A 16,165-nucleotide genomic window follows, 5' to 3' on the forward strand; every position below is an offset into this window, starting at 1 on the left:
TTATTAATGTTCTTTAAGTAGCAAAAAGACTAATTTAAAGCTGCGGACTACTTATTTTATTATATATAAAAAAAATATGGATTCCCGTAATTTTAAAGAATTAATTTTTGATATATTTGAATATAATCAGAAACAGATTACAAACTAATAATTAATGAAAGGATTTAAACTGCTGGCAATAAGACCTCAGGGAAATTGCAGTAATAGGTTTTTAAAGAATTTAGAGAAAGGAACCATATATAAGTTCTACGGTGAATATTTCTATTACAATAGCAAAAACGAAGAGATTGACAATTCCTATCACAATATTCATAGAATAAGTGTTGACGAAACCTCTCCGCATGATCTCTACAGCTATAAAGATGATAATCTTAATATCAATGTATCTTCAATTGTTGGAAAAAATGGTTCGGGTAAGAGTACATTATTAGAATTATTGTATGTCGCATCATATATTTTAGCTGCAAAAGCAAGCATCATTACAGGAGTTGAAACTATAGAGAGCAAAGTTCGACAACGAAAATATAAATGGACAAGCGTTAACGAACGAAGGCAAATTTCCGAGATTCAAAAAGTATATAATGATTTAGATGTTGAAATAGTATATTTAATAGATGACAGATTGCGAATTTTGAAATTGGATTGCGGAGTAATTTCCGTTAGTGTATTTAGAAAAAAGGATGACTATCATCTTTACGCAGATATTCAGCGTAATCATAAAAACGAAATCGTATCTTTTTTGAAGTATTTCTTTTATACAATATCGATAAATTATTCGCAATATGGGCTAAATGAAAAGTCATTGGGCTTATGGACAAAATATTTGTTTCATAAAAATGATGCCTACCAAACCCCTGTTGTTGTAAATCCTTTTAGAAGTAAAGGTAATATTGATGTGAATAATGAGCTTCATTTGTCACAAACGAGATTTATCAGTAATCTTATTCTTACAGACAATTTAGAAACTGTAAACGGTAAAATACTGAAGTCGGTTGATTTCGAAATAAACAGACAAAACTTTGTTGATGAGTTCGGTCAATTCTTATCAAGAAGTAGTCTTGATGAAATCACTTTTGTAGAGAATGTTTACAACTACATTTACAAATTAAAAGTTGGATATGAAAAGACATTTGATAGAAACCGAGATGTATACTTTCTAGGGATACAAGCCAATTACCTGTATGTCAAAATTGTAAAAATACGTGATCAATATTATGAAACTTTTTCACTGGAAAAAAATAACATAATTGATTTCGATCGGATGATTGCATTCCTTGAAGTTTTAGCAAATGATAATAGCCATATAACCCTAAAATTAAGACAGACTCTTAATAATATAAGATTTAATATATTGAATAATGATAATGGAGGAAAATGGGATTTGAAAGAAAATAAGTATACAATTGATTTTAGGACATTAAAATCACTAATAAGAAATATAAAAAAATACAACGATTTTCTTCAGTATGAAGAATTGATTCCAATTGCTTGTTTCACACCAACTATTTTTATTGAAAATCAAGAAAAATCTGATGATTCAGTGAACAAAATGACAACACTAAGCTCCGGAGAGCAGCATCAAATTCATACTATTCAATCAATTTTATATCATGTAATGAACTTGGAATCAGTTCATGACGGTAACCGAAAAAGTATCAAGTATAAAAATGTAAACATAATTTTTGATGAAATTGAACTCTACTTTCATCCTGAATTTCAACGTACTTTTTTGTTTGAACTCTTAAAGTCTTTAAAATCACTTCCATTAAAAAAAATCACAAACATTAATATTTTATTTTGTACTCACTCCCCTTTTATTTTATCTGACATTGCAAAGCAAGCAACTTTAAGTATAAAAAACGGATATGCAGAAACATATATTAATACAAATGATAATAACAGCTTCGGTGCAAATATCCACGATTTGTTGAAAGAAGATTTTTATTTATCCAATGGATTTATGGGAGAATTTGCAAAGGATAAAACAAAATCATTAATATACCATTTGGATAAACAAAAAACTGATGAATACGAAATAAGTCAGATTAAGAATGAATATTATTGGGATGAAGTTAATTCTTTAAAATATATCGAGATTATTGGAGAACCTCTCCTAAGAGAGACATTACGTGATTTATATTTTAAAAAGTATAATTCAAACGTTATGATCAGAAGAGAAATTGAAAGATTGCAAAACTTAATTAGGATGAATAATGATATCAGTTAATAGGCGATTGGTCGAAGCAAAGATCATGGAAAATCAAGACTATATAAAAAATGATAGTGCAGTTATTCTTGAAAAACTGAAAGCTTTCAAATATAAGAACAGAAGTTTAAAACATGATCCTCTGATCTATTTAAATAAAGTTATTAATGAATTCGAATCGACAAATTTTATTTCCGTGTCATTAATTGATTTGGAAAGAATAAAGCAAGACATAGGTTCCATTCCAAATTTTAAAAAAAAATTTAACGGAAGAAAAAAAATTACCTCTTTCAAGGATGAAATTCTGAGCATATTGGATTATAAAAATAAGAGAACTGTTTTTTATCCGAAATACTTTTCTGACTTAGGTATTAAATGTTGCGTCTACTGTAATTCTCAATTAACGATAGTAGTCACAGAAAAGCATCAAATTAAAAATAGTAATCCAAATGAGTATATTGCAAAATTTCAATTAGATCATTATTACCCTAAAGATAAATATCCTCATCTAAGTATTTCGTTATTTAATTTATATCCAGTTTGCTCATCCTGCAACCTTGCAAAAAGTAACAATGAAAATGTAGATTTTAAATTGTATGCAGATAGAGTAGAAGAAAGTAAATTTTCCTTTGAGTTAGATAATAAATCTAAAGCACTCTTTTTATTATCACGAAATAGTTCTGATTTAAGAATTAACTTTAAAAATAAATTCGTTGAAGATTATGTAGATGTTTTTAATATTGACGAAATTTATAAAACGCAGTATGACGTTGCGGAAGAAATTATTTTAAAAAGCTTGATATATAATGGATCGTACCGAAAAAGTATAGTTAAGGAATTTCTTAAGCATAGAGTAAATGATAGTCTTTTTAAACGTTTTATCTTAGGTAATTATACCGCGGATAGCGAAATTCATAAAAGGCCTAACGCAAAATTTATGCAGGATATTGGTAAACAAGTTGGTTTAATTTGAAATTTTCAAACTTGCTAAATATACAGTATATTAACTGAATTTAAGAATTGCAAATTTTCATACTTTTGTATATCATGGATAAGCATAGCAAAGAAGTTAGAAGCTATAATATGAGTCAGGTAAAATCTAAGGATACAAAACCCGAACTTCTTGTTAGAAAGTTTCTTTTCTCGAAAGGTTTTCGGTATAGGCTACATAATAAAAAATTACCCGGAACGCCAGACATAGTTCTTTCCAAGTATAAAACTGTAATACTCATAAATGGTTGTTTTTGGCATGGACATGAAGGTTGCAAGTATTATACTATACCCAAAACAAGAACAAACTGGTGGATAGATAAAATTAACAGAAATATTGATAGAGATGTCGAAAACAAAACAAAGTTGCAAGACCTTGGATGGAAAATAATTGAGATCTGGGAATGTGAACTAAAAGTAAAAGCAAGGGAGTCAACTCTCGAAGCTATTTTACAAAAAATTAAACTAGTATGTTAGAATTTTATCATAAATATCATTTAAAAAATTTCAAAAAAAAGTCAGAAAAACTTCTTGATGAAATTTTAAAAATTTTTCAAGAAGAGGACATTTATTTAGAAGAAACGGATACTCTAGAAATTTCATCAAAATATAAGGAGTTTTTAGAGCCTGAATTATTTACGAAACTAAATGAATTATATTTCACTCTGAGAAAAAATGAAGCAAAAAAACATCCTTTATTGCGTAAGTATCTCCCGGAATTAAAGCGACAACCCAAGTCAGAACTTCTTTTTGCAGATTTTTTCAGCGGCGCTGGCGGACTAAGCCAAGGTCTTATAAATGCTGGTTTCAGTCCAGCTTTCGTTAACGATAATTATCTGGATGCTCTCGAAACATATTATTTCAATCATGATCTAACATTGGATAGATTTTTTTATGGAGATATATCTGAACTTGTTAATAATATCGATGAATATGTTCATTTTTTTAAGAATGTAAAAATTATTGCGGGCGGACCGCCATGTCAGGGATTTTCGACAGCTAATAGACAGAATTTCGAAATTGATTCTGAAAGTCAGGAGAAGCGATTCATTGAAGATAAGCGAAATATTCTTTATAAACAATTTGTAAAATTACTGGGCTTTATAAAACCCGAATTTTTCATAATGGAAAATGTTAGAGGAATGAGAAAAGTAGAGAATCAGATTGAGGAAGATATTAAAGATGTTATGGATGAAGATTATTTTTTTAATCCATTAGTTTTAGACGCCCAATATTTCGGAGTGCCTCAGAGTCGCAAGAGATACATTCTAATAGGTGGTAAAAACTTTTTAAGTACCGAACAGATAAAGACTGGTGTGTTAAAAAATATGGAAAAAGAAAATAAATATAAACTTCAAGATGCTCTTTTCGGACTACCTAAGATAGAAACGAATCCCATTAAACTTAGTAGTGATTACGAAAGTGAAAAAAATGGATATAATGTACGTAAAATATCACTTGAACAAAATGAATTTCTAAGAGATATAAATAACAATAAGGAAATAGAATATCTGTGGAATCACAGATCTCGTTATAACAATGAAAATGATCTCGAAATTTTCCGACGTCTACCTGAGGGTGGAAATTCTCTGGATGACAGTATACAAGATATTCTTGTATATAAAAACAGGAAACATATTTTCAGAGATAAATATTTCAAGTTAATACGGAATGAAGTATCTAAGACTATTACATCTCATATGCAGTACGATTGTCATATGTATATTCATCCGGAGCAATGCCGCGGAATAAGTCCAAGGGAAGCTGCGCGGATACAAACATTTCCGGATGATTACATCTTTAGGGGAAGTCTTAACAGTTGGTATAAACAAATAGGTAATGCAGTTCCTGTAAAACTTGCTGAGGTTATTGCGAAAGAAATAAAACATTATATTTAATTAAATGAGATATATTGAACTATTCTCAGGAATTGGAGGCTTTAGAAAAGCAGCTGAACTGATAACAGATGACACTGGTCTCAATATGAACTGTATCGCTTTTTCAGAGATCGATAAGTATGCTATAAAAACTTATGAAAGCAATTATAATCTGAATGGAGAGATTAGAATTAATAATATCGTTGATTTCGCTGCAGAAAAAGATAAAGTTGAACAGTTGGGTGAATTTGATTTACTGCTCGGTGGATTTCCATGTCAGGCATTTAGTCTATTAGGAAAACAACTTGGTTTGGAGGATGAAAGAGGGAGAATCTTATTCAGTATACACGAACTTTTAGCTGCAAAGAATCCCCAATTCGTTGTGCTGGAAAACGTCAGAAATATTCTAAAGCATGATAATGGAGATACTTTGAGTAAAATACTCGATTTTTTTAAAAGCCATGGTTATCAATATGTAAATTATGTTCTTCTTGATACACAAAATTTCGGATTACCTCAAAAGAGAGCAAGAGTATTTTTTGTGTGTAGTAAGAAAAAATTAGATATTGACCTAAGTCAGGACTCAATTATAAATAATTTTAGAAAGATTAAAAAACATTCTTTAAATATTTATAAAGATGTTTTAGATATACTTGATAAAAGAGCTGATAGCAAATATTACCTGTCAGAAAGAATCAAACATACTATTCTTGCAGATGGCTCTAAAAATTTTAAAAGTAAATCACAAATTGATTTGAATGTTGCTAGAACACTTACTGCAACAATGGTGAAAATGCATCGGGCCTGTCAAGATAATTATTATTCAGATGATTTCATTTTACGACATCATTCACATAAAGATACCGCAAAAGAGATTCTATTTACTGCACCGGTAAGAAAACTTACTCCATGGGAGGCATTGAAATTACAGGGATTTGATATGCAATTTTATGAAAATGCAATCGCATCAAAGGTAAGTGAACATCAGCTTTATAAGCAGGCAGGAAATGCTTTGAGCGTAAATACAGGATATGCTCTTCTTCATTATTTGTTTGTTCATCTTAAAATCCAGGACAAATGAAAAAGAATCCTAATTTTAACAGAGAAGAACTCATCCTTTGTTTAGACTTATATTTCAGGATGGATTATGGTCAGATGCACGGAAGTAATCCGGAAGTCATTAAACTCAGTGAAGATTTAAGAAAATTGGGATTACATAAAGATATTCCTGATATTAATGCTTTCAGAAGTGTAAACAGTATTTCTCTCAAACTGGCAAATTTTAAAAGATTAGATGGGAACTTTAAAGGAAGGGGAATGAGAATGGGAGGAAAAATGGATAGAGAAATATGGAATGAATTCCATAAGCATAGAGATAAACTTAAAAATGAAGCAGACCTCATCCGTCAGCTTTATTTGAAACCAAAATCAAAGGAAAAGTCATTTACAGAAGAACCTAGGATAGGTTACAAATCTGAATTTCTGTTTCAGTTTCATAAAAACAGAGAAACAGATCCTGTGGTGATGAAAGTAAAAAAAGAAATGATACTTGCTGCGGCAAATAAACTGAAATGTGAAGTGTGCAGCTTTGATCCACATTCTTTTTACGGCGAAATTGGGAACGACCTAATGGAGATACATTATAATAAGGAACTTAAGAATGAACCCGGGCTTGAGCCAAGTGATATGGATGATTTTGTAGTTGTATGCAGCAATTGTCATAAAGTATTGGACAAAAATTTCGGTTTGATTGAAGCTGCCGATTTGAAAAAACTAATCAGACAAAAATAAATGAATAAACAGAATCAGAAATATGATATTGTAAGACCGGAGCCGGAAAGCCTGCTTCAGTCAACGAGGTCATTCGGTTATTCTGTTGAAACTGCTATTGCTGATTTGATTGACAACAGTATTACAGCAAATGCTACCAAAATAAAAATCAGTTTCGGAATTGACCGCTATTCTTCCTTCGTAAGGATTGAAGACAACGGAAAAGGAATGAATGAAAAAGAACTGCTCAACGCTATGAAAGTTGGCAGCTTCAATCCCCTTGACGATAGGCACGAAAATGATTTGGGAAGATTTGGTCTGGGGTTAAAAACAGCTTCATTTTCTCAGTGCAGACGGTTAACTGTGAAAACAAGAAACAAATCAGGAAAAGGATTTATCCGTTGTTGGGATTTGGATATTGTAAAGGAAAAGAAAGACTGGGTATTGCTTCGCAATTGTGTAGATAAAGTTTCTGAAAAAAATCTTGGAGAATTTTCAGAAGGAGGCTCGGGAACTATTGTGCTATGGGAAAAACTGGATAGATTGATGGAATCAAGAGAGCTGAAATTAGATAAAGAACATTTTTACAGAAAATTTGATAATGTCAGAAAGCATCTCGGATTGACATTTCACCGTTTTATTGAGAATGGAGAAATTGCAATTTTTGTTCTTGATGATGAATTGGAAGCTATCAATCCATTTAATATTTCCGATGAATACCCTTCAGCAGAATTAGCGGAAGAGCAACTCTCAATAAGGCAACAGCATATATATATACAACCGTTCATACTTCCGCACGAATCAAAACTTTCTTCAAACGAAAAAAAGAATCTTGAAATAGTAAAAGGCTGGACAGAACATCAGGGAATTTATCTTTACAGAAACAGACGATTGATTGCAGACGGAACCTGGCTTGACCTTGATTTCAGAAAAAAAGAAAGCCAGCGTTTATGCAGAATAAGAATTGATATCCCGAATACCCTTGACTCTGAATGGCATATAGATGTGAAAAAAGCATCTGCTAAAATTCCGGATGTAATACGTAAGCGAATTAGAACAATTTGTTTTACCTCAATTGAGAAAGCAGTAAAGGTTTACACACACAGGGGAGCCTATCTCAGACGAAAAGGAGAAAAGAAGGAAATCGTTTATCTTTGGAAAGCAAGACAAAAGCAAGGTAAAAGATTTTATGAAGTAAATAAAGACCATCCTATTTATCAATTAATTTTAGAATATCTTGGAGAAGATGCATACGTTTTCAGGGATTATATGAGGCTGATAGGAGAATCTATGCCGGTTAGTCTTATCGTATCAGACTTTTCAGACCCGTCAACGATAATGAAAGATTTCTTTGAAAGTTCAAGAGGTGAATTGAAAACAATATATGAAAATACAGTTTCAGCACTTATTAATGCCGGTTTTTCAGAAGATGAAGCAATTAAAAAGGCAAATAGTATTGAGTGTTTTCAACAATTAAAATTAAATTAACATGAGCAGACCTTATAATTTTATAAAAAGTATTGTCAAAGACAACTACGAACTGTTTAAAGATGTAATGACTTATGAACAGGCTATGGAAACAGCAGTGTCAAATGTGCTGACACCAATAGATTTTTCCGATATTATTCATCCTACAATTGCTTTTACTTCCAAAGAGGAAATTAAAGATTTATTAATTACAGAGTTGCAGTATGAAGTAAATATCAATCAAGGAATAGAAGCCGGTGAATATCACACGCTTACTGATGACCAGGATCACATTCCGTGGTATCGTGAAAAAGTCGCAGAGGAAAGGATTAATTTCAGATTTTGGAAGAGGTACAGAAAATATCTGCTTAATATAAAGCAATGGCCGGTATCAACAGTAAACCGCCTTGATGAAATTACAGATGACATTATTGAAAGATTAGAAGACCCTACAGTCAGAAATAGGGCATTTGATAGAAGAGGATTAGTAGTTGGTTATGTGCAGTCAGGAAAGACTGCAAATTTTACGGGATTAATTAACAAAGCTATTGATGCCGGTTATAAAGTAATTATTGTGCTTAGTGGTATGCACAAAAACCTAAGGAGTCAGACACAGATGCGCATTGACGAAGAGGTAATCGGCAGAGATACGAGCGACCAGGCACAGGTTAAAAGAATTGGCGTTACTACTTTACCAAATGAGGGGTATATCAATGTAGATACATTTACTACGCAGGATGACGGAGGTGATTTTTCAAGAGGCTTTGCTCAACAGGTCGGAGGTGTTCAGCCTGGTTCAGATCGACCGATGATTCTGATTGTAAAGAAAAATGTTTCAGTTCTCCAAAATCTTATCAGATACTTCCGGGAGAGTTTGGATACGCTTGGCGATGAATATGTCTTGCAGACCTCAGAAGGAGAATCATTGCTGAATAATCTTCCGTTACTTTTGATTGACGATGAGGCAGACCAGGCAACACCCAATACAAGGCCACCTGCAAATGATACAGGAGAACTTGACCCCACATCAATCAACAGAAACATAAGACAACTCTTGAATCTTTTTAATCAGAAGGCTTACGTAGGCTATACAGCCACTCCATTTGCCAATATATTTATGCATCACGAGAATGAACATTCTGTGTATGGGAAAGATTTGTTTCCATCATCTTTTATCATTTCAATGGAAGCTCCGTCTAATTATTTTGGGCCTGTTCAGGTTTTCGGCTTAAATGACAGTGAAACTGAAAGAGGTCTGCCAATTCATATAACTGTTGATGATGCTTCAATGCCTCATTCTGATTTCCTTCCGTTACGTCATCGTTCAACAGATGTGCCTAACCATATACCTGAATCAATGAAAGAAGCCGTCAAGTCTTTTATTATTAGTTCAGCAATCAGAAGACTGAGAGGGCAAGGTAATAAACATAACACAATGTTGATACACTGTACAAGATTTAATGATATTCAAGATGCTATAGGAATATATGTTGAAGAGGAATTCAATCGCTTGAGGGAAGGAATAGTAAATGAAGATATTGATATAATAGAAGAATTCAGAATTTTATTTGAACGGGACTACGTCAGAATCACACTTCAGATGGGAGGATTACTGAACAGTTGGGATGAAGTAAGAAACAATTTAAAGCCTGCGGTTCTGAAAATGGAAAGAAGACCACATATTATAAATGGAACAGCTGGAGATATTCTTGACTATAAGAACAGGGAAGGGTCAGGACTCAGTGTTATAGCAATTGGAGGAGATAAATTATCCAGGGGATTGACATTGGAGGGCTTAACTATAAGTTATTTTACACGAGCAAGTACATTGTATGATACTCTTATGCAGATGGGGAGGTGGTTTGGATATAGAACGGGTTTTGAAGATTTATGCAGAATTTATACAACCAATGACTTATTCAGTTGGTACAGACATATTTCAACTGCGTTTGAAACTTTGAGAAAAGAATTTATGGAAATGAGCCGTCAAAAGTCAACTCCGATGGAATTCGGATTAAGAGTTTTATCCCATCCTGATATGATGGCAACCAATGCAATGAAGATGAGACATACTACCACCTTGCCACTGACATATAAGGGAAAACTTACAGAAACATCCTCTCTTTCTGGTGACAGGTCAATACTTGTCAATAATTATAATGCTGTAGAAACATTTGTTCAGGCATTAAGTCCGTTCCCTATGGAAGAAAAAGAAAATAGTTATTTATGGACTGATGTTCCGAAGGAAACAGTTATTTCTTTCTTGGATTCATACATTTCATACAGAGGAGCACCAGCATCAAGTACGAAAAGGATAATAGAATTCATTGAAAAGCAAAAAGAAGGCGATACAACTAATGATATTCTTGATGTTTGGAATGTGGCTTTAGCATCTCTGAGAAGAGGTACACAGGAAGGGCTAGTGCAAATTGCAGGATTAGATGTAAAACCTTTTACAAGGTCGATTAAGGAAGCATTTGTTAATAATAGACTTTTTGTCAAAAGAATTGTAAGTCCGGGTGATGAGAAAGTAGATTTTGTAACAGAAACAACAGCGACAAGTGAGGAACTCAGAAAATCGTTGCCAAGATTAAACAGGCCGCTTATTACAATTTATCCATTAATTATTGAGAATTTCAGAGCAACTGATGCTGAACCTGTGGAAATGTTATCTCTTGAAAAAATGCCGTTTGGGTTTGCAATCAGCTGGCCTAACAATGATAATCTTAAAGAATCAACTTATGATATAAACAGTGTATATGAAGAGTTAGAAATTGCAAACTATGATTAACTATAAAGTAATATGGGAGTCAATTAATAATGAATCCAGAAGAAATCCTGAGCAATCTCAGATTGCAAGACGGATTCCTTCAAAGGGTTTGTTTAATTCTTTTTTGGCGACAGATTTCAGAAAAGGAATTCGCTTACTATATATTAAAATTGATAGCGACCAGGATATTTTGATTGATTCTTTACCAAAGTTCAGAGGACTTGATATTTCGTTCACAATTCAGACACTTGGAGAGTTTTCTAATGCCATTTTCTTACGGTTTATACAGTCGATACCTGATACCGATAATATTTTTGAATTGGTTATCTCCGACCTGTGTGATAAAGTTATTCAGTTACACAATAAAAATAATCTTTCTCCCACACTTATAAGAACATTATCAGAATGGAAAATATTTTTTGAAAAAAAGGAAAATGAAATTCTTTCTGTTGAAGCACAGAAAGGGCTTGTAGGTGAGTTATATTTCCTAAAAGATTATCTGTTTCACAAATACCGTTTTACTGAGTCAGTTTTTTACTGGACTGGCTCAGACAGAACCAATCACGATTTCCAGATAGTGAATAGTGCGGTTGAAGTGAAAACTACTTCAGGTAAACAGCATAAGAAATTCAGTATATCATCAGAAAGACAGCTTGACAGTACAGGGCTAGAACATCTTTACCTTTCACTATTTTCAATAAACCTCCACAGTAATATGCCAGACCGGATATTACCTGCATTTATCAGGGAAATCCGTAGACAGATACAGGATGACCCAATAGCGGTATTTCATTTTCAGATAAAACTTGCGAAATACGGATACAATGAAGCTCTGGCTGATAAATATACTATTGGTTTTTCCGTCTCTGAAATGAAATTTTTTGAAGTGAAAGAAGGTTTCCCCAGACTGCTTCAAATAAATTTGCCTAATGGAGTCGGTGACATAAAATATTCCATTGTCGTTGCGGCTTGTACCCCTTTTGAAATAACAACAGACATTTTAAACTATATTTAAAAAATGAATCTATCAGAATTTGCCGTTGACTTCCTGGAAGGTGCTTTGATTACAGTTGAAGAAGAAAAAATTTCTCAAGAAGATGCTATTACCAATGATATACTTGAATATGCTATTGATTCGGGAGAGGTAATTGCACACGAGTTGTGTCATTATAAGGTAAGGGGAATAAAAATTAATGCATGGAACTATGACGAGGAAAACGAATCAATTGATTTATTTGTAACTATTTTTAAGGGGGAACAAAGAGTAACGAAGGTTTCTGATAAAGATGTTCTTGATGCTTTCAGTAAAGCTGAGAATTTTTTCTGGCAGGCAAGAGAAGGTAAACTATCTGCAAAAGTTGATGAGTCAGACATAACAGTATTTGACCTGGTTCAGATAATTGAACAATCAAAAAATGATGTAAAGAATGTCAGAATTTTTGTCATAACAAATGGACAGGTTTCTTCAGAGATTATTCAGGAGGCAACAGAACAGAACGGGGTTTATATTGACTCTCAGATATGGGATATTGAAAGAGTACATCAGCAGTATTTAATTCGTTCAGGTAAACAGAAAATTGAAATAGATTTTCTGAATGATTACAACTATAAGCTGAAGTGTCTGCATATGGATAAGGTAAGTGAAAAAGTGGATGCCTATATTGCTATTATTCCGGGAAAAATTCTTGCATCAGTGTATGAAAAGTACAGACAGGGATTACTTGAAAAAAATGTGCGAACTTTTTTACAGTTCAGAGCAAGAGTCAATCAAGGAATAAGAGAAACCATCAGAAAAGAACCAGATATGTTTTTTGCGTACAACAACGGTATTTCTACAACCGCAGAAAAAGTTGATATAGATTTTGAAGATAATATCCCTTATATCACCAGAATCTCAAACTGGCAAGTAGTAAACGGAGGACAGACAACAGCATCGATTTTTGCTACATCAATGGAAAAAGAAATTGATTTATCAAAAGTATTTGTGCAGATGAAAATTTCAGTTGTACAACAGCAGGATGAAATGGGTAATATTGTTGCGAAAATTTCACGGTTTGCAAACACACAGACAATTATAAAGGATTCTGATTTCAGTTCCAATAGTGAATATCACATTGCAATTGAAAATTTTTCAAGAACGGAATGGGTTCCCTCACTTACAGGAGGTAAAGCAACAAACAAATGGTTTTATGAAAGAACGAGAGGACAGTATCTTGACGAAAAATCAAAGAAAACAGGCAAAGAGTCTAAAATATTTGACCGTGAATATCCAAAAAAACAAAAATTCTTAAAAACTGATTTAGCAAAATACGAAATGAGTTGGTGGCAACGACCCTTTGATGTAAGCAAAGGAGCGGAAAATAATTTCAAACTTTTTACAAAAGAGCTATCAAGTCAAAAGAATGAAGTAGGTAAAAAATATTATCAGCGACTTATAGCAAAAGCAATTCTATTCAAAGAAATTGACAAAATAGTGGCAAAGAAAGCTTTGGGAGGATATAAAGCAAATATGGTTTCTTATATTCTTGCTTGGTTATCATATAAGTCAAACAAAAAATTAAATCTTGACAATATCTGGGAAAATCAGGGGATAAATGAAGCCGTCAACGATATGATTGAACAAATGATAGATATTGTATGGTCTCACATAAACAATCCTTCAAAAACAGGAATGAATATAGGGGAATGGTGTAAAAAACCAGAATGCTGGTTAACGCTTAAGGATAAGTTTATTGATACAAATGTCATAAATGATGAGATCAGAAAAGATGCTGATACTTATGTGGAAAATGATTTGGTTGGTCAAGAACTTTCTCCACAGGATGCAAAAATAATTGAGAAGGCAGGAGAAATTAAAAGTGAAATCTGGTTTGCAATCGCGAAGTGGGCAAAAGAAAATAATAGATTTACACCTTTTGATAGGAAATTAGCCTATAACCTTGGAATTCTGGCAAATAGAAAAGCTTTTTTAACTATAAAACAAGCGAAGAGTGCAATGCGAATTTTAAAGGAGTCAGAAGAAGAAGGATTTAAATATAATTTTTAAGGTTATGTAATAAATACTTACATTATGGAGATATAAAAATGATAATTTCAATGAAAGATCCTGTCGAAAATAAAAAAATTGTCTATTATCTTAGTGATAAAAAGCAAAACTCTAAAAAAAATAATTACCTGTACATATATTAGTCTATGTAATTTCGTGTTTTTTTAAACCTGTGTTTATAGAAAGCAATCTTATTAATTGTAATCCCAAATATTATCAAAATATGAGGTATCAAAATAAGATTTTGGTTCTTTAAATTCAATACCAAAAACTTTATCTATTTGATCTTCTATAAAATAATCTTGATTGAAAGAATAAATTTCAATACAGTCATCTAAAATTACATGAAGATGATTTTCGTAATTTTTTGATCTTGGATAAGTTCTCCATCTTGTAATTTCCTCATTAATCACGTAATTTGAGCCATTACTTAGAAGAATAAATAAACCGTTTGTTGTTTCGATTATATTTCCAAAATAACAAGAACCGGTATTAACTAATTCACCGCTAATATTAATCTCATTACTGTATATTTTGTTAAACATTTTCTGTCCCTTATCAATATCGGCGAAGTAATTACATTTAATAATTTCAAACTTTGATTCCGTTATAAGATTTATCTTGTCATCAATTCCCCAACTTAAAGAGTTGGCATCAATTTCTTGCTCAAAGATAGCTTCTGTGGATAATAGATGGTCAAAATTCCTATTTAGATTTTTACCTTTATAATTCATCATCTGAAGAGGAGGTAAAACATTTTCATCTGATTTCTCCCATTTAAACATTGCTAAATATGATTTGTCAACTAATGAACTATTAAAAATATTTAAATATGTGTAATTACTAAAAGAAGAATGATTTTCAGAAATTTGGTATATATTTTTCTCTATAATCTTTAAATTATCTGGTTTTGTTTGTGAAATATTATATTCAAAAAGTCCCTCATCTCCACCTGATAAAGCAATTTGCGGATATTTATTGGCTTTGATTGAAAAAAGATTGCAGTCCCAGAGTTTAGTAGGTCTCGAACTAACTAAATATTTCTCAGATTTCTGCCTGTTTGCGCTCGCTGAGAAGAGACCCATTTCGTTAATAAAATACAATTTATTACTATAAATTTCAGTATCAGTAGGAATCAAATTTAAAGGTGTGTTCTGTACACCCATTGTAAATTTTGACAACATTTTTTCAGTGACTATAAATTTTTTCTCCTCAACGCGCGCAAACTTTTTTAATAGTAATTTTCTAAAATCTCTGTCCTTGAATAATTCAATTAGTGAAGATTTATAGAGGTAATTGCCATCTAAAAAACAAAAGTTCATTACAATTTTGTCCCTGTCATTTTTAATTAAAGAATTTATAAGCGCATTCCAGTTAATTATTTTTAAATCACCATCAAAAGTCCATAGATAAAGTCTTCCACTGTATATTTGACAATCGAAGTAGTTACCGTCTATTTTAATTTTTACAGGTTGCATGTTTGGCCTTGTCTAATTTTCAACATTTTTGATTTGGTAATAATCTTGTCTTTAACCCATTTTTGCAAAACTACTGAGCAAGGTCTATCATGATTTTTTCTTCTGTAATCAGCTGGATATCCGTGCCAAATATTATTTTTGCTACTATCGATGAATTTGGCAAGCTTTAGTTCTTCTTTGAAAATATTACGTCCTAAAACTTTCAAAGAATTAGCTTCCTGGATTAATCCCCAAGTTAAATTTTCTACTTTATAATTATTCACATAATTCGTAATGAAACATTGAAGTTCTTCAATATATTCAACTATCCAATAACTTTTAGAAGGATTATTTGTCTCTCTATGTTTTGATGAAATGATATACTTAATTGTTATGTCAGATTTAGTTTTATCGCTTATATCTATTTCAATATCTGTTATAATTTTCACGTAATGGCATTTGTTTTTTCTAATATATAAATATAATAATTATTATGCTTAATGAGTTTTAAAGTACAAGTAGCAAAATCTTAAATTACGGCATATTTTGTTTATTTCCATCACAAATAATTGTAAGAATATA

Annotated in this window: 12 protein-coding genes; 10 read left to right on the forward strand and 2 right to left on the reverse strand. The window is 31.9% G+C overall.

The features are described from left to right. Window positions 1-154: 154 nt before the first annotated feature. From MKJ01_RS10125 to MKJ01_RS10170, 10 genes are all read left to right on the forward strand, one after another. On the forward strand, window positions 155-2,227 hold the full coding sequence (locus MKJ01_RS10125) for an AAA family ATPase (protein WP_241613730.1): 2,073 nt from the start codon (window positions 155-157) through the stop codon (window positions 2,225-2,227). Between the two features lie 25 nt (window positions 2,228-2,252). After that, window positions 2,253-3,179 (forward strand): hypothetical protein, encoded by a 927-nt coding sequence (locus tag MKJ01_RS10130; RefSeq protein ID WP_241613729.1) that lies wholly within the window; start codon window positions 2,253-2,255, stop codon window positions 3,177-3,179. 74 nt (window positions 3,180-3,253) lie between these two features. Next, the gene (locus MKJ01_RS10135; RefSeq protein ID WP_241613728.1) at window positions 3,254-3,673 is read left to right on the forward strand and encodes a DNA mismatch endonuclease Vsr; all 420 of its coding nucleotides are present in this window, start codon (window positions 3,254-3,256) and stop codon (window positions 3,671-3,673) included. Next, window positions 3,667-5,094, forward strand: coding sequence for a DNA cytosine methyltransferase (locus MKJ01_RS10140; RefSeq protein WP_241613727.1), 1,428 nt, complete (start codon window positions 3,667-3,669; stop codon window positions 5,092-5,094). The genes MKJ01_RS10135 and MKJ01_RS10140 overlap by 7 nt, the downstream gene beginning before the upstream one ends. Before the next feature lie 4 nt (window positions 5,095-5,098). Next, a complete protein-coding gene (locus MKJ01_RS10145) occupies window positions 5,099-6,154 on the forward strand; it encodes a DNA cytosine methyltransferase (protein ID WP_241613726.1) in 1,056 nt (351 codons plus the stop codon). Next, a complete protein-coding gene (locus MKJ01_RS10150; RefSeq protein ID WP_241613725.1) occupies window positions 6,151-6,864 on the forward strand; it encodes a hypothetical protein in 714 nt (237 codons plus the stop codon). The genes MKJ01_RS10145 and MKJ01_RS10150 overlap by 4 nt, the downstream gene beginning before the upstream one ends. Further along, window positions 6,865-8,331, forward strand: a complete 1,467-nt coding sequence (locus tag MKJ01_RS10155; RefSeq protein WP_241613724.1) for an ATP-binding protein — start codon at window positions 6,865-6,867, stop codon at window positions 8,329-8,331. A 1-nt stretch (window position 8,332) separates the two neighbouring features. Next, window positions 8,333-11,101 carry a Z1 domain-containing protein gene (locus MKJ01_RS10160; protein WP_241613722.1) on the forward strand — a complete coding sequence of 923 codons (2,769 nt, stop codon included), beginning with the start codon at window positions 8,333-8,335 and terminating at the stop codon, window positions 11,099-11,101. Next, on the forward strand, window positions 11,094-12,095 hold the full coding sequence (locus MKJ01_RS10165) for a PD-(D/E)XK motif protein (protein ID WP_241613720.1): 1,002 nt from the start codon (window positions 11,094-11,096) through the stop codon (window positions 12,093-12,095). Before MKJ01_RS10160 ends, MKJ01_RS10165 begins: the two co-directional genes overlap by 8 nt. Window positions 12,096-12,098: 3 nt before the next feature. Further along, complete coding sequence (locus tag MKJ01_RS10170; protein ID WP_241613718.1) at window positions 12,099-14,126, forward strand: AIPR family protein; 2,028 nt, start codon at window positions 12,099-12,101, stop codon at window positions 14,124-14,126. A gap of 194 nt (window positions 14,127-14,320) precedes the next feature. Here MKJ01_RS10170 and MKJ01_RS10175 read toward each other — a convergent pair whose 3' ends face one another. Further along, window positions 14,321-15,604 (reverse strand): hypothetical protein, encoded by a 1,284-nt coding sequence (locus tag MKJ01_RS10175; RefSeq protein WP_241613717.1) that lies wholly within the window; start codon window positions 15,602-15,604, stop codon window positions 14,321-14,323. Next, window positions 15,592-16,032, reverse strand: a complete 441-nt coding sequence (locus tag MKJ01_RS10180) for a hypothetical protein (RefSeq protein ID WP_241613715.1) — start codon at window positions 16,030-16,032, stop codon at window positions 15,592-15,594. Before MKJ01_RS10180 ends, MKJ01_RS10175 begins: the two co-directional genes overlap by 13 nt. Between the last annotated feature and the right edge of the window lie 133 nt (window positions 16,033-16,165).

It is taken from the genome of Chryseobacterium sp. SSA4.19 (genome assembly GCF_022601875.1).
GTDB lineage: Bacteria > Bacteroidota > Bacteroidia > Flavobacteriales > Weeksellaceae > Chryseobacterium.

Bases quoted from the DNA above. Each gene is read 5' to 3' on its own strand.
- MKJ01_RS10175 (WP_241613717.1), bottom strand. From the start codon at position 15,604: ATGCAACCTGTAAAAATTAAAATAGACGGTAACTACTTCGATTGTCAA.
- MKJ01_RS10160 (WP_241613722.1), top strand. From the start codon at position 8,333: ATGAGCAGACCTTATAATTTTATAAAAAGTATTGTCAAAGACAACTAC.
- MKJ01_RS10170 (WP_241613718.1), top strand. From the start codon at position 12,099: ATGAATCTATCAGAATTTGCCGTTGACTTCCTGGAAGGTGCTTTGATT.
- MKJ01_RS10140 (WP_241613727.1), top strand. From the start codon at position 3,667: ATGTTAGAATTTTATCATAAATATCATTTAAAAAATTTCAAAAAAAAG.
- MKJ01_RS10145 (WP_241613726.1), top strand. From the start codon at position 5,099: ATGAGATATATTGAACTATTCTCAGGAATTGGAGGCTTTAGAAAAGCA.
- MKJ01_RS10165 (WP_241613720.1), top strand. From the start codon at position 11,094: ATGATTAACTATAAAGTAATATGGGAGTCAATTAATAATGAATCCAGA.
- MKJ01_RS10135 (WP_241613728.1), top strand. From the start codon at position 3,254: ATGGATAAGCATAGCAAAGAAGTTAGAAGCTATAATATGAGTCAGGTA.
- MKJ01_RS10155 (WP_241613724.1), top strand. From the start codon at position 6,865: ATGAATAAACAGAATCAGAAATATGATATTGTAAGACCGGAGCCGGAA.
- MKJ01_RS10125 (WP_241613730.1), top strand. From the start codon at position 155: ATGAAAGGATTTAAACTGCTGGCAATAAGACCTCAGGGAAATTGCAGT.
- MKJ01_RS10130 (WP_241613729.1), top strand. From the start codon at position 2,253: ATGGAAAATCAAGACTATATAAAAAATGATAGTGCAGTTATTCTTGAA.
- MKJ01_RS10150 (WP_241613725.1), top strand. From the start codon at position 6,151: ATGAAAAAGAATCCTAATTTTAACAGAGAAGAACTCATCCTTTGTTTA.